Below are 21,255 nucleotides of genomic sequence, written 5' to 3'. Positions count from 1 at the left end.
GCTCACATGCACAACCTCGCCATGGCCGCATGAACCGACCGGCCTCGAACCCGGCTCTGACCTGCCCGAATACGACCTTCTGCAACACGCTTTAGGCGCGGCCCGCCGCCTTCTGGCTCCTGCGGGACAGCGAGTCGACGACCACGGCGGCCAGCAGGACCGATCCCGTGATCATGAACTGGATGGCGTTGCTGACGCCCATGATGTTCATCCCGGACTGGATGGAACCGATCACCAGGGCGCCGAGCAGGGCGGACCAGACCGATCCCCGGCCGCCGAAGAGGCTGGTGCCGCCGATGACGGCCGCGGCGATGACGTTCATCAGGAGATTGCCTCCGCCGGAGGTCTGGCTCGCGGACTGGATCTGCCCGGCGAGGAAGAGTCCGCCGACGGCTGCCATGGTGCCGGAGATCGAGAAGACGCTCATCCTGACGAACGCGACGCTGATGCCGGCCCGTCGCGCGCCCTCGATGTTGCCGCCGACCGCGAAGACGCGCCGGCCGTAGGTCGTACGCCGGAGCACGAAGTCGAGCACCACGAGCAGGATGAGGAAGATCAGCAGCGCGAGCGGGAGGCCCTGGTACTGGTTGAGGATGTAGGCCGTGGCGAAGGCGATCGCCGCCAGCACGACCGTACGCAGCGCGATCTCGGCGACCGGCCGGGACGGCACCCCCGCCGACCTGCGGCGGTTGGCATCCAGCAGCGAGGCGGCCAGGAAGAGGCCGACGCCCACGGCAGCGGCGACGTAGGCGGCGGCCGGGCTGTGGAAGATGGTCGAGTAGAGCCGGGCGACGATGCTCTCGGCGGGGATGTTGACGGTGCCGCTGGTACCGAGGATCTGGAGCATCAGCCCGTTCCAGGCCAGATTGCCCGCCAGGGTGACCACGAACGCGGGCACGCCGACTTTCGCGAAGAAGAAGCCCTGGATGAGCCCGACGGCGGCTCCGCCCGCCACGGCGACGAGCAGCGCCAGCCACTCGTTCATGCCGTTCAGCACGTTGAGGACGGCGAAGAGCGCGGCGCACAGTCCGCTGACGGATCCGACGGACAGGTCGATCTCGCCGAGCAGCAGGACGAAGACGATGCCGACGGCGATCATGCCGGTGCCGACGATCTGCTGGCTGAGGTCGGAGAGGTTCTGGGCGGAGAGGAAGGCGCTGTTCAGGCTGCCGAAGACCGTCCAGATGACGATCACGGCGACCACGACGGGCAGCGAACCGAGTTCGCCGCTGCGCAGCTTGCGCCGGAACTCGCCGAGGTACCCCCGCAGGCCCTCCTCCCTGACGAGCAGACGGCTGTCGACGGCGGGCATGGCGTCGCGTGCCGGTTCCTGGGCGGCGGCGTCGTCGGGGCCTCGGGCACGCTTCATCGCTCCTCCTCCCGCTTGCGCGTCTCCCGGCGGGTGACCGCGCTGTCGGTGGCTCCGGTGATGGCGGAGATGATCTCCTCGGTGGAGGTGGAGCGCTTGTCGAAGAAGCCGTTGTTGCGGCCGAGGCGCATGACCGCGATCCGGTCGGCCACCGCCATCACGTCGACCATGTTGTGGCTGATCAGGATGGTGCCGAGGCCCCGATCGCGCAGTCGCTCGACCAGGTCGAGGACTTCGGCGGTCTGTTCCACGCCCAGGGCGGCGGTGGGCTCGTCCAGGATGACGACCTTGGGGTCGCCGATGAGCGAGCGCGCGATCGCGACGGTCTGACGCTGGCCGCCGGAGAGGGAGGCGACGGGGATGCGGACGCTGGGGATGCGGATGGACAACGTGGCCAGCAGCTCGCGGGAGCGCTTGTCCATGCGGACCTCGTCGAGGACGCCGAAGCGGCGCAGCTCGCGGCCGAGGAAGAGGTTGCCGACGACGTCGAGGTTGTCGCAGAGGGCCAGGTCCTGGTAGACGGTGGCGATGCCGAGGTTCTGGGCGTCATGGGGCCGGTTGATGCCGACCGAGCGGCCCTCCCACGCGATGACGCCCTCGTCGGGCGGGTTCACCCCGGCGATCGCCTTGACGGCGGTGGACTTGCCGGCGCCGTTGTCGCCGACCAGTGCGACGACCTCACCGGCGTGGACCTCCAGGTCGAAGCCGGACAGCGCCTGGACGGCGCCGAACCGTTTGGAGATGCCCCGCAGGGCGAGCACGGGTGCTTCCGGCAACGGAACCGCCTCCTCCGTTCACCCCCCTGACCGCCCGCCGTCTCCGGCGGGCGTCGCCTCGGGGCTACTGGAGCCCGGCCTCCTTGCAGGCTGCGGCGTAGGTCGGGGTGCAGATCTCCTGGACGGTGTAGAGGCCGTCCTTGACGACCGTGTCCTTGATGTTGTCCTTGTCGACGACGATCGGCGTGAGCAGGTTGGCCGGGACCTTCTGGCCGCTGCCGCTGGTGACGGTGGTGGGCGTCAGGTCGGCCGGGAGCGGCTTGTTCTCGGCGAGGTTCACGGCCATCGTCGCGGCGATGTCGGCCTCCGGCTTGTACGGCTTCTCGACCGTGATCGTCTGGGTGCCGAGCAGGATCCGCTGGATCGCGTCGAGCTGGGCGTCCTGGCCGGTCAGCGGCACGTTCATGCCGGCCGACTTGAGGGCGGTGGCGATGCCGGCGGCGAGGCCGTCGTTGGCGGAGTAGACGCCGACGATGTTCTCCTTGCCCAGGGAACTGATCGCGCCCGACATCTGCTGGTTGGCGTTGTTCGGGTCCCAGTTCGGCGTGTCGTACTCCTTGCCGATCTTCACCTTGCCGTCGAGGACGGAGTGGGCGCCGGCCTTGAACTCCGCCGCGTTCGGGTCGGTCGGCGAGCCGTTGTGCATCACGATCTGGCCGCTGCCGGCCTTGTCGCCGAGCGCGTCCAGCAGCGCCTTCCCCTGCAGCTCGCCCACCTTGCGGTTGTCGTACGAGACGTAGGCGTCGACCGGGCCCTGGGCGAGGCGGTCGTAGGCCACGACCTTCACGCCCGCGTCATGGGCCTTCTGCACGGAGGACTGGATCGACTTCGCGTCGACGGCGTCCAGGATCAGCACCTGGTCGCCCTTGGCGAGCGCGGTGTTGACCTGCTGTTGCTGGGTGGTGGCGCTCTCGGCGGCGTTGTAGTAGTCGATCTGCGCGTTGGGCGCCAGTTCCTTGATCTTCTGCTCGATGTACGGGCGGTCGAACTTCTCGTACCGCGTGGTCTTGCTCTCCGGCAGCAGCAGTCCGATCTTCACCTCGTCCTGGGCCGCGCTGTCCGCCCCCGGCTGGGAGGCGCCGCTGGTCGCCACCGCGCCCAGCGACAGAGCCACGGCTCCGGCGAGGGCTATCGCCCCGCGCACTGTACGGGTCATGGGAGGCTCCTCTCGTACGCCCCCTTCCCGTCACCGGCACAGCGTGGGAACGAGGATGCACATTTCGCCTATATATCGACATTAGCGGCAACCCGTGGAGCGGCAAGCGGGTGAACGACCCCGGCCCCGACCCGCCACGTCAGGGTTGGACACACCCGCCATAACGGGACAAAGCGACCACGACGCTCTAGATTCGCCCCGGCGGGCGACCGACGTGGTCGCGCGCGCGGACGCACCGAGCTCGTGGACGAGGTAGCCCATGCCCCCTGCTGACACCGGCGCGGAGACCGCCGACGGCGCAGCCGCCGCACCGGCGGCCAAGCTGACCCTGATCACACTGACCGCCATGGTCGTCGGCTCGATGGTCGGAGCGGGCGTGTTCTCGCTGCCCCGGCGCTTCGCCCAGGAGACCGGCGTCGCCGGGGCGCTGATCGCATGGGCCGTCGCCGGGTTCGGCATGCTGATGCTGGCCTTCGTCTTCCAGGCGCTCGCCGTGCGACGCCCGGACCTGGACGCCGGCGTGTACGCGTACGCCAAGGCGGGCTTCGGCGAATACCTCGGCTTCTTCTCGGCCTTCGGCTACTGGGCCAGCGCGTGCGTCGGCAACGTCACCTACTGGGTCCTGATCATGTCGACGGTCGGAGCCGTCGCCCCCGCCCTCGGCGACGGTGACACGGCCCTCTCCATCGTTCTGTCCTCCGTCGGGCTGTGGGGCTTCTTCCTGCTGATCCGGCGGGGCGTGAAGGAAGCGGCGACGATCAACCGGATCGTCACGGTCGCCAAGATCGTCCCCATCCTCGTCTTCGTGATCCTCGCGCTCTTCTCCTTCGAACCGGGCGTCTTCGCGGACAACTGGGGCGGCGCCGACTACGCGGGCTCCCTCTTCGACCAGGTCCGCGGCACCATGCTCGCGACCGTCTTCGTCTTCCTCGGCGTCGAGGGCGCGAGCGTCTACTCCCGGCACGCCAAGCGGCGCGAAGACGTCGGCCGCGCCACCATCCTGGGCTTCCTCAGCGTGTTCGCGATCTTCGCCTCGGTGACCATCGTGTCGTACGGAATCCTGCCGATGAGCGAGATCGCGGAACTCCGGCAGCCCTCCATGGCGGGGGTCCTGGAGGCAGCGGTCGGCACCTGGGGCGCGGTGTTCGTCAGCGTCGGCCTCATCGTGTCCGTCCTCGGCGCCTATCTCGCGTGGACCCTGATGGCGGCCGAGGTGCTGTTCGTCGCGGCCAAGGACGAGGACATGCCCCGCTTCCTCGGACGGTCCAGCGGCGACGACGTTCCGGTGCCGGCCCTGCTGATGACGACGGCGCTCAGCCAGGTCGTCCTCATCGTGACGGCGTTCTCCGACGACGCGTTCAACTTCGCCCTGGACCTGACCAGCTCCCTGAGCCTGATCCCGTTCCTGCTGGCCGCCGGCTTCGCGGTGAAGATCGCCCTGCGGCCGCGCCAGGAGAAGGTGGCGGGGCGGACCACCCGACGGGAACTGGTCGTCGCCGTCCTCGCCACGCTCTACACGGCCTTCCTGCTGTTCGCCGCCGGCCTGAAGTTCGTCCTGGTCTCGTTCATCGTCTACGCCCCGGCGACCTTCCTCTTCGTCAAGGCCCGGCGCGAACAGGGCAGACGGCTCTTCTCCCCCCGCGAGCTCGCGATCCTGGCCGTGTCCGTGGCCGGTGCGACCGCCGGGATCGTCGCGCTGGCGACCGGCACCATCGAACTCTGACCCACACGCGTCCCGCAACCGTCGGCGCGCCGACCCCTCGCCCCGTACGCCCGCCTCCCGTACGCATCCCGTACGCCCCCTCCCGTACGCGCCGACGCTCCGGACCGCACCACGCGCGTCGGCCACCCGCACCCGAAAGGCCCACCATGACCGGCAACACCACCGCGCCCGCCGAGTCCGCACTCGGTGTCCACTCCGAGGTCGGACGGCTCCGGAAAGTCCTGGTCTGCTCCCCCGGCCTCGCGCACCGGCGGCTCACCCCCACCAACTCCGACGACCTGCTCTTCGACGACGTGATGTGGGTGGAGAACGCGCAGCGGGACCACGCCGACTTCGTCGACGAGCTGAAGCGGCGGGGCGTCGAGGTCGTGGAGCTGCACGACCTGCTCGGCGAGACCATGGCCGACCCCGAGGCACGCGCGTGGCTCCTGGACCGGAAGATCGTCGCCAACGAGGTCGGGCTCGGGCTCATCGACGGCACCCGGGCCTTCCTCGAGTCCCTCGCTCCGCGCGCGCTCGCCGAGTACCTCATCGGCGGACTGTCCACCACCGACCTGCCCGACGACTTCCGCTCCGGATACCTCGCCCTCGCCCGCGAGGCGACCGGCGCGCGGGAGTACCTGATGCCTCCGCTGCCGAACACCCTCTACACACGGGACACCACCTGCTGGCTCTACGGCGGGGTGACCCTTAACCCGCTGTACTGGCCCGCCCGGCACGACGAGACCCTCCTGATGAAGGCGGTCTACCGCTTCCACCCCGACTTCAGGGGCAGCACGGTGTGGTGGGGCGACCCCGAACAGGACTGGGGACAGGCGACGTTCGAGGGCGGGGACATCATGCCCGTGGGCAACGGCGTGGTGCTCATGGGGATGAGCGAGCGCACCTCCCGCCAGGCCATCACCCAGGTCGCCGCCGCCCTCTTCGCCGCCGGGGCGGCCCGGCACGTCGTCGTCGCCGGCATGCCGCGGCTGCGTTCCGCGATGCACCTGGACACCGTCTTCACCTTCGCCGACCGGGACATCGTCACGCTCTATCCGCGCATCATGGACGCCGTGCACACCTTCTCCCTGCGCCCGAGCGACAAGGCTCCCGGCGTCGCGATCACCGACGAGGGCTCCACGCCCTTCGTCGACGTGGTCGCCAAGGCGCTCGGCCTGCCCGGGCTGCGGGTGATCGAGACCGGCGGCGACGTCTACGCCTCGGAGCGCCAGCAATGGGACAGCGGGAACAACGCGGTGGCCCTGGAGCCGGGCGTCGTCTTCACCTACGACCGCAACACCCAGACCAACACGCTGCTGCGCGAGGCGGGCGTCGAGGTGATCACCATCGTCGGCGCCGAGCTCGGCCGGGGACGCGGCGGCGGCCACTGCATGACCTGCCCGCTGATCCGCGACGCCGTGGAATTCTGACACGCGCCCCTCGCGGGCCCGCCGCGCGCGACGTCCGCGGCGCGACCGGGAGTCAGTACCGCTGCGCCTTGGTGAGCCTGGGGGTGAGCGGCGGCGCCTCGGGCTCCCGGCTGATCACCAAAGGCTGGACGCGTCCTGCGGGGGCGAGACCCTCGGCGCCGGTGAACTGGGTCTCGACCACCTTGCCGGACGCGTCGAGGAAGTCGACCTGGACGGCGTAGGAGGCCTTGGCCTTCGTCGTGTTGGTGATCGTGACGACGACGGCGAGCAGCCCGCCCGTCTGGGCGCGGGGCTTGCCCGTCATCGCCACGTCGCTCACGGCGTTGCCGGGAGCGTCGACGTTCTTCAGGGCGTTCTCGGCCGCCTGCCGGGAGCGCTCGACCTCCGTCCCGATCGATGCCTTGCGGGAGGCCTCACGGGCGGACGCCGACGCGGCGGCGGAGGACGCGGACTCCCTGGCGGCGGCCGCGGCGGACTCCGCGGCGGAGGCGAGGGCCGAGGGCGGTTCGCCGGCGAAGGACTCCTGGTCCGGCGGTGTGGGCGCGTCGCTGAACGACGAGCTCCTGCCCGAGTCGTCGTCCGAACCGCACGACACGAGGGCGCCGGCGGCGAGGGCCGCCAGGACCACCCCCGCCGCGGCGCTCACGGCACGGTCGCGGACAGGGTGCTTCCTGCGGAATGAGAAAATCACTCGGCTCGTCCTTCGGCGGGAGGGATGGGTGCGGGTGACGGTCGCGCTCGGCTGCCCGGGCGGGGACACGCGCTCGGCGTCCGGAGCAGGCGCGGTACGGACCTGGGCGGGGCCGGGAGCGTTACGGAAGAGGGCTGGACCGGGGCGGAACGAGACGGGGCGGAGGGCAGGGCTCCCCGTGGCGCCGGCGGTGCGTCGGTCAGGCGGCCTGCGCTCGGCCGGCGAGCTGCTCGACGAGCTCCTGCTCGTCCCGCTCGGCGAGCGACGTCTTGAGGACGGTTCCGCCGAAGGGCTGGAGGGCCTCGGCGAAAGCGTCCTCGGTGAGCGTGGAAGCCATGATCACGACGGCCGCCGAGCCGGGTTCGAGAAGGGACTGGACCTTCGCCCGGAAGTCCTTGTCGACACCCATCTGGCTGAGCTTGCCGATCAGCCCGCCGAGCGCGGCGCCGACCACGCCGATCCCGGGGGTCAGGATGAGCATGCCGAAGACCAGGCCCCACAGGGCGCCGGCCGTGGCCGAGACGGCGACCTTCTCGTTCTTGGCGGGTGTGTCGACGTGCGTCTCGCCGTCCTCGTCCACCGAGACGACGGCGAGCCCGTTGAGCTCGACGACTCCGCTCCGTTGCAGCTCCTGGACCTTGCTGAACGCCTCGTTCGCGGTGGAGCGGTCGGCAAAGCCGATGACGACGAGCTCGGACATGTCCTTCTCCTTAGCCACCAGATCGACACTATGCACGATATGTCCCGTATGCCTCGTCGGCATCAGCGAACGCGTCGACGGACGGCGGCACGGCGAGCGTGAGCCGTGACCTCCGGACCGGGAAAGGTGACGCACAGGTGACCGACAGACCGCCGCATGGCCGCGGCGCCGACCATCCACGTCGGCCGGTTCGGTCACCACTCCCCGTGCGGAGGCCGGCCGGTGGCGGAGGCACACGGCGGACGCAGACGGGCTCACGACGGACTTCAGCGGATCGGCCCGGTCGGCATCCCCGTGGCTGGAGGGGGTCGACCCCCGCGGCTCGTGTCCGGGAAAAGATCCGGGGGCGGCCGGACCCTCACGGGTCCGGCCGCCCCCGGAGCGGGGTGGCGCGACGGGATCAGACCGCCGGAGCCGGGAAGGTCGGGTACTCGACGCCGGAGACGTGCTGGACGACCCGGATGACCTGGCAGGAGTAGCCGAACTCGTTGTCGTACCAGAGGTAGAGGATGGCGTTGTCGCCGTCGACCTTGGTGGCACCGGCGTCGACGATCGAGGCGTGACGCGAGCCGACGAAGTCCATGGAGACCGCGTCGGGAGCGGTGGTGAAGTCGATCTGACGCTTGAGCGGCGAGTGCAGCGAGACGTCGCGGAGGTACTCCAGGACCTCCTCGCGGGTGGTCTCACGGCCGAGGCGCAGGCTGAGGATGGCGATCGAGACGTCCGGGACGGGGACGCGGATCGAGCTGCCTGTGATCGGCGCCTTCAGGTCGGGCAGCGCCTTGGCGACGGCGGAGGCGGCACCGGTCTCGGTGATCACCATGTTGAGCGGCGCCGAACGGCCGCGGCGGTCGGCCTTGTGGTAGTTGTCCAGCAGGTTCTGGTCGTTCGTGAACGAGTGGACGGTCTCCACGTGGCCGCGCAGGACGCCGTACTCGTCGTCCATGGCCTTCAGCGGCGGCACGATCGCGTTGGTGGTGCACGAGGCGCAGGACAGGACGCGCTCGTCGGGCTTGATGGTGTCGTGGTTGACGCCGTGGACGATGTTGGGCACGTCGCCCTTGCCCGGAGCCGTCAGGACGACCTTGTCGATGCCGGGACGCAGGTGCTTGGCCAGGCCCGCGCGGTCGCGCCACTTGCCCGTGTTGTCGATGAGGATGGCGTCCTTGATGCCGTACGCGGTGTAGTCGACCTCGGACGGGTCGTTCGCGTAGATCACCTTGATCGCGTTGCCGTTGGCGACGATCGTGCTGGTCGCCTCGTCGACGGTGATGGTGCCCTGGAACTGACCGTGGATCGAGTCGCGGCGCAGCAGCGAGGCGCGCTTGACCAGGTCCTGCTCGCCGCCGCCGCGCACCACGATGGCGCGCAGGCGCAGGCCGTTGCCCGAGCCGGACTTCTCGATCAGCAGGCGGGCGACGAGGCGGCCGATGCGGCCGAAGCCGTAGAGGACGACGTCCCGTCCCTCGCGGCGCTCGATCTTGTTGGCGCCCGTGGCACCGGCGACGGCTTCGGCGGTGAACTCGGCCACCGACAGACCGCGGTCGTCGGTCTTGTACGTCGCGGCGAGCATGCCGATGTCGATCTGGGAAGGACCGAGATCCAACGCGGTGAGGGCCTGGAGGAACGGCAGGGTCTCGGTGACCGAGAGCTCCTCGCCGGCGATCTGCCGAGCGAACCGGTGGGTCTTGAGAATGCTGACCACCGACTTGTTCACCAGGGAGCGGCTGTGCAGCAGGACGGTCACGTCCTGCTCGCGGTGCAACTTCCCGATGATCGGGATCATCGACTCCGCGATCTCCTCGCGGTTCTTCCAGTTGGTGAACGAGTCGTCATTGACAGTCACAGGCTTATCTTTCGAGCTAGGCGGCGCTCATATGCTAACCCGGCCATCTTTCCATCCTTCAAGGGGGCCTTCGGAGCGGTACGAGACGGGGGTGCGGGGGTGGGGACGGCGGGGCGCGGCGGCCTGGGCACGGCTGCTTGGGACGCGGGGCCGGGCGGTCGGGCGCCCGCGGTGTCTGTCCCCGCCGCACGGTACGGACCGCTCAGGTCCGCGTGATCTCCGGCTCCAGGGAGACCATGACGAGGCGATCACTGAGGCCCGCGGGACCTCGGCCCTTCACAGCGGCGCGGTGGTCGCGGATCGCCGGGTCGGAGAGCGTCAGCGTCAGCACGGGGCACAGGGTGGCGTCGTTGGTTCCCTCGGGCGAGCAGCTGCCCACATCGGTGACGGTGTGGCCGGGGCACACCGCACCGGCCGGAAGGTCCACGTCCAGACGCAGCGGCTCGCCGGGACGCACGCGGAACGCGCCGGACGCGGGGGTCGTCATGGGTCGGCTCGGGTAGCCGTCGTCCACGACCGTCGCCGTCAGGCCCCGGGCGGAGGCGCGGCGGCCCTCGCCCCGCGGACCGTAGACGTCGAGATCGACGCGTCCGCCGGCGACGGGCGCGGCAAGGAGCAGGGGCCGGTCGACGGTGCGGACCGACACATGGACGGTGAAGCGGGGCCGGCCCGGTGTCCGGGGACCGGGATCGACCGCGCTGTACCCGCCGAAGACGAGCTCCGGGTCCCTGTCGCGCTCCCCCTCACCTCGCGCGCGCGGGCGGGGGCCGTCGTCCACCCCGCAGGTCGAGAGCAGGGCCGTGCCGCCGCCGGGGAGTGGGGCGTCCGGCAGGGGTCCGGAGAGGGCGGGACGACCGGTGGGGCCGCGCCACGGGGAGGTCAGGGCGGAGGTCAGAGAGGGGAAGGAGAGGGACGCCGTCAGCATCAGGAACACGGCGGCGAGTGCGGCGAGCATCAGCCAGGAGCGCGGCGACAGGCGGAACATCAGGCATGCACCCGCCCGGGCCCGCGCCGCCGCTCGCCGACCGGGGGCATCGTTTCGATCTTGCTCATGATCCGTTCAGCGTGCAACGGGCCGCGAACGTCACGGGAGCCCGCGCACGACCGGGCCGGGGGCTTCGGATGCGGCGGGTGCTCTGCGGAGGGCCTCGCCGATCAGGCCGGCGGCCGGGCCGAGGTCAGCACGCCTATCTTGTCGATCCGGTGCTCGGGGTTGCCGTTCTCGTCCCGCCAGTAGTTGCCGGCCGCGTCGTCCTCCGGCGTGGCGCAGGTGGATATCGTGATCATGGCCTTCGTGGGCTTCGCGCCCGGCTCGCCCGGTACGGCGGCCCTCTGCTCGGCGAGGGAACGCTCGGACCGGAAGGACGTCTGGCGCGTCTCGACGATCTCGTACTCGTACACCGTGCCGTCCGCCGCCCGGACGACGGCGCGGTCGCCGACCTCCATGGCCGGGAGATCGCGCAGCGGTCCTCCGGCGGAGAGCCGGTGCGCCGTCACGAGGAAGTTCCCGACCTCGCCGGGCCCGACTCCGCCGCCCTTGCCCTGGGGGCTTGCGGCGACGCCCCGGTCCTGGATGCGGGTGCCCGGCGTGTCGTCGGTCGTCCCCTCGTACGGGACGACGCGCAGCTCCTCGACCCCGATGGACGGGAGGGAGAGCCGGGACGGCCGCGCCCGGTCGGCGGGATCCGGCGTGGGCTCCATCGCGACGGGATCGGCCGCCGTGGCCGGCGGCGAGCTCGGAGCCGGCAGGGTGGCGGAGGGCGCGGCGGGGGCCGGGGACGTCGCCTCGGGAGCGGGGGAGGGCGCCGCCTCGCGCGCGCCGAGGGCGGAACAGCCCATCAGCGCGGCGAGGGCCGCGGCGACGACGGAGAGGAGCAGGGTTCTGGCACGGATCATGGCGCTTCCCGAGGGGCTGCCGGGCAATCTCGGGCCACCGATGGCGGCGATGACCGCTCAGCGGGCCATAACGACGACGTGAAGCCGCGTATTCCCGCCGGGGGCGACGGGGGCGCGGCCTGACGGGCCGGTCAGCCGGGGAGGCCGGCCGGGCCGAAGGCCGGGGAGGTTGGCCGGTCAGCCGGGGGCCGGCCAGGCCGAAGGGGAGGTCAGCCCGGCGGAGGCCGGGAAGGTCAGCCGGAAAGGCCGGCCGGGCCGAAGGCCGGGGAGGTTGGCCGGTCAGCCGGGGGCCGGCCAGGCCGAAGGCCCGGGAGGTCAGCCCGGCGGAGGCCGGGAAGGTCAGCCGGGAAGGCCGCGCGGGCGGACAGCCTGACGGGACCCGGACGGGCGGACAGCCGGGCGGGACCCGTCGGCCGGGCGGGGCCCGTCGGCCCGCCGGGCGGACGGCCAAGCCCGACGCCCCTCCACCGGCCCGGTCCGCCCGCGTCGCCGCCGTGCGCCGAGCGGTCCGCCCCGCCCCACTCCCCCGCCCTCCGAGTCCCTTCCGCCGACGTGTCGACCGTCACATTCGGAATAGAAGGCGGACGTCCGGATAGGTGCCCTGCCCCGAGGGCGCCCTGCGGTGGCGCTGACCTGGAGGAACGAGAACATGCCCGAACTCTTCATCGGCGGGGCCTGGCGGTCCGCGCTCGACGAGCGGACCCGCGAGATCCGGTGCCCCGCCGACGGCGGGCTGGTCGCCGTCGTCGACGAGGCCGGCGGCAAGGACACCGTCGAGGCGATCGCGGCCGCGCGCCGCGCCTTCGACGAGGGTCCCTGGCCCACGACTCCCGCGGCGGAGCGCGGTGACCTGCTGCTGCGGGTGGCGGATCTCCTCGCCCGCGACAAGGAGGCGCTGGCCCGGGCCGAGTCCCTCGACACCGGCAAGCGGCTGGTGGAGAGCGCCTACGACATCGACGACATCGTCAACTGCTTCCGCTACTTCGGCAGGCTCGCCGCCACCGAGACCGGGCGCGTGATCGACACGGGCACGGCGGGCGCCGACAGCCGCGTGGTGTACGAACCGGTCGGCGTCTGCGGGCTGATCACGCCGTGGAACTATCCGCTGCTCCAGACGGCGTGGAAGGTGGCGCCCGCGCTCGCCGCCGGCAACACCTTCGTCCTCAAGCCGAGCGAACTCACCCCGCACACCGCGATCCACCTGATGCGGCTGCTCGCCGAGGCGGGGCTCCCTGACGGCGTCGCGAATCTCGTGCTCGGTGCGGGCCCCGAGGCCGGAGCGCCCCTGGCCGACCACCCCGACGTCGACCTGCTCTCCTTCACGGGCGGACTCCTGACCGGCCGCAGGCTCATGGCGGCCGCCGCCGGGACGGTGAAGAAGGTCGCGCTCGAGCTGGGCGGGAAAAACCCCAACATCGTGTTCGCCGACGCCGACTTCGAGGCGGCCGTGGACATGGCGCTGACGGCGGTGTTCCTCCACTCGGGGCAGGTCTGCTCGGCGGGTGCCCGACTCCTTGTCGAGGACTCGCTGCACGACCGGTTCGTCGACGAACTCGTCCGCAGGGCCCGGGAGATCAGGCTCGGCGGGCCGTTCGACGAGCGGGCGCAGACCGGGCCGCTCATCTCGGCGGCGCACCGGGACAAGGTCGCGGCGTACGTCGAGCGGGGTGTCGCCGAGGGCGCGGTGCTGCGCTGCGGCGGAGCCCGTCCGGAGGGCTCCGCGTACGACACGGGCTTCTACTACCTGCCGACCGTGCTCGACGAGTGCCGGGCGGACATGTCCGTGGTGCGGGAGGAGTCCTTCGGGCCGGTGCTGACCGTCGAGCGGTTCGGGGACGGCGACGAGGACGCGGCCGTGCGGCTCGCCAACGACACGGTCTACGGCCTCGCCGGCGCGGTCTGGACGAGCGACGAGGGCAGGGCCCGGCGCATGGCGGCACGTCTGCGCCTGGGAACCGTATGGATCAACGACTACCACCCCTATGTGCCGCAGGCCGAATGGGGCGGGTTCAAGCAGTCGGGCACCGGGCGGGAGCTCGGCCCCGCCGGCCTGGCGGAGTACCGCGAGACCAAGCACATCTGGCGCAACACCGCGCCGGAACCGCAGGGCTGGTTCGCCTGACCGCATCGCTACTGCCCCAGGAGACGACTCATGGCAACCGATCCACCGTCCCGGCCGGGTGACGACGCCGAACTCACCGAGTTCGGCTACCGGCCCGAACTCAAGCGGACGCTCGGCAACTTCCACACCTTCGCGGCCGGGATCTCGTACATCTCGATCCTCACCGGCACCTTCCAGCTCTTCTACTTCGGCTTCGCCAGCGGCGGCCCCGCCTACTGGTGGTCCTGGCCGATGGTCTTCGCCGGTCAGTTCATGGTCGCGCTCTGCTTCGCCGAGCTGGCCGCGCGCTACCCCGTGGCGGGCTCCATCTACAACTGGGCGAAGAAGGTGGGGAACGGGCACGTCGGCTGGCTGGCCGGCTGGATGATGCTCATCGCGTCGGTCGTGTCGATCGCCGCCGTCGCCCTCGCCTACCAGCTGACGCTCCCCCAGATCTCCTCGTTCTTCCAGTTCGTGGGGGACGGCACGGGGACGTACGACGTGGCGACGAACGCGGTGCTGCTGGCCGCCGGGCTCATCCTCTTCACCACGGTCGTCAACGCCTTCGGCGTGAGGCTGATGGCGATGATCAACACCGCGGGGGTGTTCCTCGAACTGATCGCCACGGTCGTGCTGATCGTGCTCCTCGCGGTGAACGTCGTCCGCGGCCCGGAGGTCGTCACCGACACCGCGGGCACCGGCTCGGGCCAGCCGTACGGCTACCTCGGGGCGTTCCTGATCGCCTCGCTCGCCTCGGCCTACGTCATGTACGGATTCGACACCGCGGCCTCGCTCGGCGAGGAGTCCCTGGACCCCTCCCGCAACGCGCCGCGCGCCATCATCCGGGCGATCGTCGCCTCGTTCGTCCTCGGCGGGCTCATCCTGATCCTGGCGCTGATGAGCGTGTCGAGCCTGCGGGGCGAGAAGCTGTCCTCCGACGGACTGCAGTACGTCGTCCTCGACGTCCTGGGCCCGACGGCCGGCAAGGCCATGCTGTGGTGCGTCCTGATCGCGGTCACCGTCTGCGCGCTGGCGGTGCACACGGCGGCGGTGCGGCTCACCTTCGCCATGGCGCGGGACAACAACCTGCCGGCCTCCTCCCGGCTGGCGAAGGTCAGCCCGCGGTTCGGCACCCCGATCCTGCCGACCGTGATCATCGGCGTCCTGGCACTGGCGATCCTGCTGGTCAACATCCGTCAGCCGCAGATCTTCACCGTGGTCACCAGCATCGGCATCGTCATGATCTACGTCGCCTATCTGCTGGTCACCGGGCCGATGCTGGTCGCCCGGCTGCGCGGCCGGTGGCAGCCCGCCGAGGGCAGGTTCTCGCTCGGCCGCTGGGGCCTGCCCGTCAACATCCTGGCGGTGCTCTGGGGCGGCGCCATGACGCTCAACCTCATCTGGCCGCGCGCGGCCGTCTACAACGCCGCCGCCCCGTTCCACTGGTACCTGCGCTGGGGCGCGGTCCTGTTCGTCGGCGCGATCGCGCTCGGCGGTTTCGCCTACTACTGGTTCGTCCAGCGGCACCGCACCGGCGTCCTCGCCGAGCACGCCGCCGAGGCGGCCCCCGAGCCCGCCACAGTGAAGGAGACCATCCCCTCATGAGCACGGAACCCGAAGAGGTTTTCGACTACGTCGTGGTCGGCGGCGGCACGGCGGGCAACGTCGTGGCCGCGCGTCTCAGCGAGGATCCGTCCGTCACGGTCTGCGTCCTCGAAGCCGGGCCCAGCGACGTCGGCGACGACAACGTCCTGAAGCTGGAACGGTGGATGGGCCTGCTGGACTCCGGCTACGACTGGGACTATCCCGTCGAACCGCAGGCGAGCGGCAACAGCTTCATGCGCCACGCCCGCGCCAAGGTCCTCGGCGGCTGCTCCTCGCACAACTCCTGCATCGCCTTCTGGGCACCGGCGGAGGACCTCGACGACTGGGCGAGGGCCGGCTGTACGGGCTGGAGCGCGACGGACCTGTTCCCCCTCTACCGGCGCCTGGAGAACAACGACGCGCCCGGGGACCACCACGGACGGACCGGTCCGGTGAAGCTCCGTACGCTCAGGGGCGGGGACCCGTGCGGGGAGGCGCTGCTGAAGGCGTGCGACCAGGCCGGCATCCCGACGACGCCCTTCAACACCGGCAGGACGGTGGTGCGCGGCGCCAACTGGTTCCAGATCAACTCCGACGAGAACAACGTGCGCCAGTCCTCGTCGGTGGCGTATCTGCACCCGATCATGGGCAAGCGGCCCAACCTGGAGATACGGACCGGGGTGCGGGCCAAGCGACTGATGCTCGACGGACGCCGCTGTGTGGGCGCCGAGTACCTGGATCCGGACCTCGTCCACACCCGACGGGTCCGCGCCCGCCGCGAGGTCGTCGTCTCGTGCGGCTCCATCGACACGCCGAAGCTGCTGATGCTGTCCGGCATCGGGCCCGCCGCGCACCTGCGCGAGGTGGGCGTCGAGGTCGTCGTGGACTCCGCCGGGGTCGGCGAGAACCTCCAGGACCATCCCGAGGGCGTCATCATGTGGGAGGCGAAACAGCCGATGCCCACGGTCTCCAGCCAGTGGTGGGAGGCGGGCGTCTTCTACGACACCGAGCCGGGCCTGGACCGGCCGGACCTGATGTTCCACTACGGCTCGGTGCCGTTCGACATGAACACCGCGCGGCACGGCTATCCGACGTCCGAGAACGCCTTCTGCCTGACGCCGAACGTCACGCGGGCCAAGTCGCGCGGGACGGTGCGGCTGCGTACCCGCGACTACCGCGACAAGCCGAAGGTCGACCCGCGGTACTTCACGCACGAGCACGACGTACGGGTGATGACGTACGGTCTCCGGCTCGCCCGCCGGATCGCCGGGCAGCCCGCGCTCGCCGGATGGGCCGGGGCCGAACTCGCGCCCGGGCCGTCGGTGCACACCGACGACGAGCTGCTCGACTACATCCACAAGACGCACAACACCGTCTACCACCCGGCGTGCACGGTGAAGATGGGCGCGGACGACGATCCCCTGGCGCCGCTCGACGCGCGCCTGCGCGTCAAGGGGGTCGACGGTCTGCGGGTCGCGGACGGGTCGGTCATGCCGGACCTCGTCACCGTCAATCCGTGCATCACCACGATGATGATCGGCGAGAAGTGCGCGGATCTGCTGCGCGAGGACGCCTGACCCGTCCGGACCGGCACGAGACGGAACCCGCCCCGGCCGGACGGCCGGGGCGGGTTCGGTGGTGCGGCCTCGCGTGAAGGTCACCTCGCGCGGGCCCCTCTCCGGAGGCCCGCGCAGTACGCGCTAGAAGGTGAGGTTCCAGGCGTCGACGCGGCCGGTGTCCTGGTTGGCGTTGTCGTTCACCCGCAGCTTCCAGACGCCGTTCGCCACCTCGGCGGAGGCGTTGACGGTGAAGGTCTGGACGAGGTTGTCCGTACCGCCGCCGGCCCGGTTGTGGACCGTGTAGACGGTGCCGTCCGGGGCGACGAGGTCGACCTTCAGGTCGCCGATGTACGTGTGCTTGATGTCCACGCCCACCTTGAGGGTGGCCGGCGCGTTGCCGGTCACGCCGCTGACGGTGATCGGGCTCTCGACGGTGGCGTTGTCGGCGATCGTGACGTCGGTCAGGTTCTCGAAGTACGTCCCGGGCGGCGGGGTGGTGGTGCCGCCGACGGCCTTGAGCGCGTCGACCTGGCCGTCGCCGAAGAAGCCGTTCTTGGCCGTCGTGCCCGTGCAGCGGCTGTCCGAGGGGCAGGCGACGTCGTCGGCCTGGACGGCGAGCCGGTCGCGGATCTGCGCCGGGGTCAGGGCCGGGTCGGTGCTCGCGATGAGCGCGGCGACGCCCGCCACGTGCGGGGACGCCATCGACGTGCCGTTCTTGCTGCCGTACTTGCCGCCCGGAAGCGTCGAGTAGACGCCGGAGGTGCCGTCGCCGCCGGGGGCCGCGACGTCGATGACGCCGTTGCCGAAGTTGGAGTACGAGGCCTTGACGTTGCCGCTGCCCATGGCGGCGACCGTCACGACGCCCGGCAGCTCGGTCGGGATGTCGATGCAGGCGTTGGTGATGGTGCGCCTGACCGGCGTGGAGTCGTTGGGGCTCTCGGTGTCGGTGGTCTTGTTCGCCAGGTCGTAGTTGGCGTTGCCCGCCGCCGCGATCTGGAGGGAGCCCTTGCTCTCGGCGTACGCCTGTGCCCTGCGCACGCCCTCGATGATGGCGGCCTGGTCGGCGTTGTCCGGGCAGTTGAACTGCCACGGGTCGGTGTAGTAGCTGTTGTTGGTGACCTTGAAGCCGTGGTCACCCGCCCAGATGAAGCCGCAGACGGTGTTCTCGGCGAAGAACAGCCCGCTCGGCTTCTCGGCGATGCGCACGGAGGAGATCTTCACGCCCGGCGCGACGCCGATGACGCCCTTGCCGTTCTTGGCCGCCGCGATGGTGCCGGCGACGTGGGTGCCGTGGGTGTCCACGTCCCGCCACGCGCCGGCGCGCGTGTCCGGCTTGCCGTAGGCGCAGGAGACCGAGTCGGCCGCGTTGAAGTTGGGCGCGATGTCCTGGTGCTGGTCGTCCACGCCGGTGTCCAGGACGCCGACCTTGACGCTCGCGGAGCCGGTCGTCACGGCCCAGGCCTGGTCCGCCTTGATCTGGGTCATGTCCCAGCGGTTGGACTCGGTCAGCGTCGTCGCCGACTGCGCCGGGTTGGCCGGGATGGCCGGGTTGTAGGCGTCGGCCGGGACGTCGGACGTCCGCGTCGCGCCGACCTGCTGGACACCGCTCACGGCGCGCATCGAGGAGGCGAACGCCGCCGACGCCGAGTGCGCCACGATCACGCCGATCGCGTCGTACGAGGCGAAGACGGAGCCGCCGTTGTTCGCGACGGCGGTGCGCGCGGCCGAGGTGTCACCGGGGGCGGTGATCACCAGATAGGCGCGGGTGCCGGCCGCCCAGGCGGTCGAGGCCGCCGTCGAGGCCGTCGGCGCCGTCGCGGTGCGCGCCGAGGGGGACGAGGGCTCCGGGACGGCGTTCGGTGCCGCGTGCGCGGAGCCCGCGGGCGCCGCGAGGGCCATGGTCGCGCCGAGGGCGACGGCCGCCAGGGCGGAGTGTCTCAGCCGGCTGGATATGTGGGAAAACAATGCGTCCTCCGATGACCCGGTGGCGCTGGTGGCGCCGGCCGGGCCGTGTGATGTGTGGGGTGGACGCAAGATCCCAGACGAGGCGTGCGGAAGGAAGGCTTCTGTCCGACAAGTCCTGGGGCGTTACAGAGTGTTGACCTGGTGCGGTGCCGATCGGGGAGGTCTTCGGACGGGATGCACCGCTTCGTCCGGCCGGCCGTCGGCGCGACGGGCACACGAAAGGTACGGACCGGAGGCGATCTCCGGTCCCTCAGGGGGCGACGACGTGTCCGTCACGTGGCGACGTCCGGGCCGTCAGGGGCGACCAGCCGTCCGTCGGGCGGCGGCCTCCGGGCCGTCAGGGCAGCGCCGGGCGGCGGTCAGTAGGCGCGTGGGGCCATCACCCGGGGCTCGGCGCCGGGCGCTTCGAGCACGCAGTGGGGGACGTCCGGGCCGGGCGTCGCGCGGACGACGGCCTGGGAGGGCGGATCGGTCGGCAGCTCGACGGCGACGGTCACGGGACGGTCGCCGGAGAGCTTGACGTACCCCGTCTCCTTGCCGTCGACGAGCACCACCACGGCCGCGTTGTGTCCCGTCTGCACGGTCACGCTGATCGAGTGCCCCGCGTGGTCGAGGTGGAAGTGGTGGCGTCGTGTCATGGGTCGCCTCCCGCCGGGCCGCACCGTGAGCGGTCTCGTACTCCAGGGTAGTCATCCCGCCCCCGGCCGGGCGGCCCCGCCGGTCGCTCACCGTATCCGTCCAGGTCACGGTGGGTACGGCCGGATGCCCGTCACCCGAACAGCTGCGCTCCGGGCGTGCAACCGGCCCTGTCTCCGGTGCACTGGAGGGGCAACCGCCCGCCGAGCATGGAGACGACCATGTACGAAATGCACGTCGGCATCGCGACCCCGGACGGCGTCTTCGTCTGGCACGTCGCTCCCGTGGGCAACCGGACGGCCCTGTGCGGCCAGTCCCTCCACGGAGTGCCCACCGAGGAACGCGACAAGACGGACCGGCACTGCGCCTCCTGCATGCACTCGTTCCAGGAGCTGATGAACGACCGGCGTTGATCCCCACGGCTCCCGGCCCCCGCGCCGCCGTGCGGGCCGGCGAATGCTCCCGGCCCCGGCCCCGGGCACGCGACCGCCGCCGGTGTCAGACGCCCATGCGTTCCCGCAGCGCCGACAGGCGGGGCCGCTTCTCCTTGCGTTCGCGCGAATGCCGGTCCAGCTCCTCCATCAGACGGCGCGAGCGGTGGTCGAGGTCGAGTTCGTCCAGGATGCGGTCGACCTCGGCCAGCAGCGCACCGTAGAGCTGCCACTGCCGGGGCTCGCGCAGCACGACCCGGAGCAGCAGGTCCGCCACGTTGTCCCGGACGGCGCGGGCGGCGTGGAGTTCGTTGGTGAGGCGTTCCTCGGCGGCGTCCGCGTCCTCGCTGACCCGGGTGGTGACGAGGACGCCGAAGCTGACCAGGGTGTCGGCGACATGGGCGAGGAGTTCCTCGACGGCGGGCCCCACCTCCTCGGGGACCAGCTCCTCGTCCTGCCGCGCCTTGGCGAGGTCGGTGAGGGTCCGCGCGAGCACGCGCAGGACGACGGCGCAGATCTCCAGGGTGTCCAGGCCGGTGCGCAGCACGATGCGGTGCAGGAGTCCCTCCTTGACCCTCGGATTGAGGCGGAGGCTGTCCTCGGCCTGCCGCAGGGCGGCGTCGACGTCGGCGATGTCGTTGTCGAGCCGTCGGGCCTCGTACAGGCGGGCGGCGGCCCGTTCGACGGGCGTGGTGGCGTTGAGCTCCTCGCCGATGCCCAGCAGGAGCTGGCGCATGCGGCGGGAGAGGTCCTCGATCGACTCCCCCGCCGTCCCCACCCAGACGGGGGGCACGAGCAGGATGTTGAACAGCAGGCCGACGACGGCGCCGATGAGCGTCTCCAGGACACGGTCCCAGGCGGTGTTCGCGACCTGGGTGACGCCGAGCACGAGCATGGCGCTGATGGCGACCTCGGGCACGAACTCGTCGACCCGCACGAACCGCCCCACGACCAGTGAGGCGAGGATGACGAGGCCGAGGCTCCACCAGGTCAGGCCGACCAGGACGCTGAACGCGATCGCGATGAGCACACCGACGACCACCGAGTTGACGCGGCGGATGCCGGTGGTCAGCGTGGAGTAGAGGGTGACCTGGACGACGAGCAGCGCCGTGAGGGGCGCCGTCAGGGGGGCCGGCTCGCTGCTGAGCTGGAGGGCGACGACGTAGGCGATGGTCGCCGCCGCGGTGGATCGAAGGGTCTGGACGACGGCCGGTTCCCTGCGCCGCGCGAGCAGTTGGGCCATCGGTCGTCGGAGCGCGGTGCGGACGTCCGCCACGTGGTTTCCCCGGTCCTTCCGTGTGCGCTGCGGTCTCCTGGCTCCCCAAGGTTTTCGCAACTCGGGCCGCTTCGCACGCCGTGCGCGGCACACGTGCGTGTCGGCTCGGGGTCGGATAGCGTCGCCACGGCGGA

Annotated in this window: 17 protein-coding genes; 6 read left to right on the top strand and 11 right to left on the bottom strand. The window is 71.2% G+C overall.

Annotation, left to right across the window (positions count from 1 at the left end; translation table 11 throughout):
• Positions 1-91: 91 nt before the first annotated feature.
• The 3 genes from ACZ68P_RS13340 to ACZ68P_RS13330 all read right to left on the bottom strand — a co-directional run bounded on the left by ACZ68P_RS13340 (position 92) and on the right by ACZ68P_RS13330 (position 3,301).
• A complete protein-coding gene (locus tag ACZ68P_RS13340) occupies positions 92-1,369 on the bottom strand; it encodes a sugar ABC transporter permease (RefSeq protein ID WP_471005571.1) in 1,278 nt (425 codons plus the stop codon).
• On the bottom strand, positions 1,366-2,145 hold the full coding sequence (locus ACZ68P_RS13335) for an ATP-binding cassette domain-containing protein (protein WP_471005570.1): 780 nt from the start codon (positions 2,143-2,145) through the stop codon (positions 1,366-1,368). The genes ACZ68P_RS13340 and ACZ68P_RS13335 overlap by 4 nt, the downstream gene beginning before the upstream one ends.
• A gap of 64 nt (positions 2,146-2,209) precedes the next feature.
• Entirely contained in the window at positions 2,210-3,301 is a 1,092-nt protein-coding gene (locus ACZ68P_RS13330; protein WP_365715717.1) for a sugar ABC transporter substrate-binding protein, read from the bottom strand.
• A 259-nt stretch (positions 3,302-3,560) separates the two neighbouring features.
• Here ACZ68P_RS13330 and ACZ68P_RS13325 point away from each other — a divergent pair, with 259 nt between their 5' ends.
• Complete coding sequence (locus ACZ68P_RS13325) at positions 3,561-5,024, top strand: basic amino acid/polyamine antiporter (RefSeq protein WP_471005567.1); 1,464 nt, start codon at positions 3,561-3,563, stop codon at positions 5,022-5,024.
• Positions 5,025-5,170: 146 nt separating this feature from the next.
• Positions 5,171-6,436 (top strand): arginine deiminase, encoded by a 1,266-nt coding sequence (locus ACZ68P_RS13320; protein ID WP_471005566.1) that lies wholly within the window; start codon positions 5,171-5,173, stop codon positions 6,434-6,436.
• Positions 6,437-6,488: 52 nt separating this feature from the next.
• On the opposite strand, the gene ACZ68P_RS13315 is transcribed toward ACZ68P_RS13320, so the two are convergent.
• The 5 genes from ACZ68P_RS13315 to ACZ68P_RS13295 all read right to left on the bottom strand — a co-directional run bounded on the left by ACZ68P_RS13315 (position 6,489) and on the right by ACZ68P_RS13295 (position 11,569).
• Positions 6,489-7,127: a hypothetical protein gene (locus ACZ68P_RS13315; RefSeq protein WP_471005564.1), complete on the bottom strand. Its 639-nt coding sequence runs from the start codon at positions 7,125-7,127 to the stop codon at positions 6,489-6,491.
• 199 nt (positions 7,128-7,326) lie between these two features.
• A complete protein-coding gene (locus tag ACZ68P_RS13310) occupies positions 7,327-7,827 on the bottom strand; it encodes a DUF1269 domain-containing protein (protein WP_471005562.1) in 501 nt (166 codons plus the stop codon).
• 400 nt (positions 7,828-8,227) lie between these two features.
• The gene (locus tag ACZ68P_RS13305; protein ID WP_471005560.1) at positions 8,228-9,673 is read right to left on the bottom strand and encodes a glyceraldehyde-3-phosphate dehydrogenase; all 1,446 of its coding nucleotides are present in this window, start codon (positions 9,671-9,673) and stop codon (positions 8,228-8,230) included.
• Between the two features lie 202 nt (positions 9,674-9,875).
• Positions 9,876-10,658 carry a hypothetical protein gene (locus ACZ68P_RS13300; RefSeq protein ID WP_471005557.1) on the bottom strand — a complete coding sequence of 261 codons (783 nt, stop codon included), beginning with the start codon at positions 10,656-10,658 and terminating at the stop codon, positions 9,876-9,878.
• Between the two features lie 170 nt (positions 10,659-10,828).
• The gene (locus ACZ68P_RS13295; RefSeq protein WP_471005555.1) at positions 10,829-11,569 is read right to left on the bottom strand and encodes a sortase domain-containing protein; all 741 of its coding nucleotides are present in this window, start codon (positions 11,567-11,569) and stop codon (positions 10,829-10,831) included.
• Between the two features lie 649 nt (positions 11,570-12,218).
• Between ACZ68P_RS13295 and ACZ68P_RS13290 the strand changes: the two genes are divergently transcribed.
• The 3 genes from ACZ68P_RS13290 to ACZ68P_RS13280 are packed head-to-tail and all read left to right on the top strand — an operon-like array spanning position 12,219 to position 16,831.
• Positions 12,219-13,691 (top strand): aldehyde dehydrogenase family protein, encoded by a 1,473-nt coding sequence (locus tag ACZ68P_RS13290; RefSeq protein WP_471005553.1) that lies wholly within the window; start codon positions 12,219-12,221, stop codon positions 13,689-13,691.
• Between the two features lie 30 nt (positions 13,692-13,721).
• Positions 13,722-15,275, top strand: a complete 1,554-nt coding sequence (locus ACZ68P_RS13285; protein WP_471005552.1) for an APC family permease — start codon at positions 13,722-13,724, stop codon at positions 15,273-15,275.
• Positions 15,272-16,831, top strand: coding sequence for a GMC family oxidoreductase (locus ACZ68P_RS13280; protein WP_471005550.1), 1,560 nt, complete (start codon positions 15,272-15,274; stop codon positions 16,829-16,831). Before ACZ68P_RS13285 ends, ACZ68P_RS13280 begins: the two co-directional genes overlap by 4 nt.
• 123 nt (positions 16,832-16,954) lie before the next feature.
• On the opposite strand, the gene ACZ68P_RS13275 is transcribed toward ACZ68P_RS13280, so the two are convergent.
• Positions 16,955-18,739, bottom strand: a complete 1,785-nt coding sequence (locus ACZ68P_RS13275; protein WP_471005631.1) for a S8 family peptidase — start codon at positions 18,737-18,739, stop codon at positions 16,955-16,957.
• 398 nt (positions 18,740-19,137) lie between these two features.
• Complete coding sequence (locus ACZ68P_RS13270) at positions 19,138-19,416, bottom strand: hypothetical protein (RefSeq protein WP_471005549.1); 279 nt, start codon at positions 19,414-19,416, stop codon at positions 19,138-19,140.
• Positions 19,417-19,635: 219 nt separating this feature from the next.
• Between ACZ68P_RS13270 and ACZ68P_RS13265 the strand changes: the two genes are divergently transcribed.
• Complete coding sequence (locus ACZ68P_RS13265; protein WP_365715707.1) at positions 19,636-19,827, top strand: hypothetical protein; 192 nt, start codon at positions 19,636-19,638, stop codon at positions 19,825-19,827.
• 85 nt (positions 19,828-19,912) lie between these two features.
• Here ACZ68P_RS13265 and ACZ68P_RS13260 read toward each other — a convergent pair whose 3' ends face one another.
• Positions 19,913-21,088 (bottom strand): FUSC family protein, encoded by a 1,176-nt coding sequence (locus tag ACZ68P_RS13260; RefSeq protein WP_471005630.1) that lies wholly within the window; start codon positions 21,086-21,088, stop codon positions 19,913-19,915.
• Positions 21,089-21,255 lie beyond the last annotated feature (167 nt).

The organism is Streptomyces sp. NPDC036822, from assembly GCF_055609145.1.
Note: the sequence above shows the minus strand (reverse complement) of the source record. Positions and strands in the feature narration are given on the sequence as shown.

Excerpts from the sequence above, each read along its gene's own strand:
- ACZ68P_RS13260 (WP_471005630.1), bottom strand. The coding sequence starts at position 21,088 with ATGGCCCAACTGCTCGCGCGGCGCAGGGAACCGGCCGTCGTCCAGACC.
- ACZ68P_RS13280 (WP_471005550.1), top strand. The coding sequence starts at position 15,272 with ATGAGCACGGAACCCGAAGAGGTTTTCGACTACGTCGTGGTCGGCGGC.
- ACZ68P_RS13295 (WP_471005555.1), bottom strand. The coding sequence starts at position 11,569 with ATGATCCGTGCCAGAACCCTGCTCCTCTCCGTCGTCGCCGCGGCCCTC.
- ACZ68P_RS13330 (WP_365715717.1), bottom strand. The coding sequence starts at position 3,301 with ATGACCCGTACAGTGCGCGGGGCGATAGCCCTCGCCGGAGCCGTGGCT.
- ACZ68P_RS13340 (WP_471005571.1), bottom strand. The coding sequence starts at position 1,369 with ATGAAGCGTGCCCGAGGCCCCGACGACGCCGCCGCCCAGGAACCGGCA.
- ACZ68P_RS13290 (WP_471005553.1), top strand. The coding sequence starts at position 12,219 with ATGCCCGAACTCTTCATCGGCGGGGCCTGGCGGTCCGCGCTCGACGAG.
- ACZ68P_RS13300 (WP_471005557.1), bottom strand. The coding sequence starts at position 10,658 with ATGTTCCGCCTGTCGCCGCGCTCCTGGCTGATGCTCGCCGCACTCGCC.
- ACZ68P_RS13325 (WP_471005567.1), top strand. The coding sequence starts at position 3,561 with ATGCCCCCTGCTGACACCGGCGCGGAGACCGCCGACGGCGCAGCCGCC.
- ACZ68P_RS13265 (WP_365715707.1), top strand. The coding sequence starts at position 19,636 with ATGTACGAAATGCACGTCGGCATCGCGACCCCGGACGGCGTCTTCGTC.
- ACZ68P_RS13270 (WP_471005549.1), bottom strand. The coding sequence starts at position 19,416 with ATGACACGACGCCACCACTTCCACCTCGACCACGCGGGGCACTCGATC.
- ACZ68P_RS13310 (WP_471005562.1), bottom strand. The coding sequence starts at position 7,827 with ATGTCCGAGCTCGTCGTCATCGGCTTTGCCGACCGCTCCACCGCGAAC.
- ACZ68P_RS13320 (WP_471005566.1), top strand. The coding sequence starts at position 5,171 with ATGACCGGCAACACCACCGCGCCCGCCGAGTCCGCACTCGGTGTCCAC.
- ACZ68P_RS13285 (WP_471005552.1), top strand. The coding sequence starts at position 13,722 with ATGGCAACCGATCCACCGTCCCGGCCGGGTGACGACGCCGAACTCACC.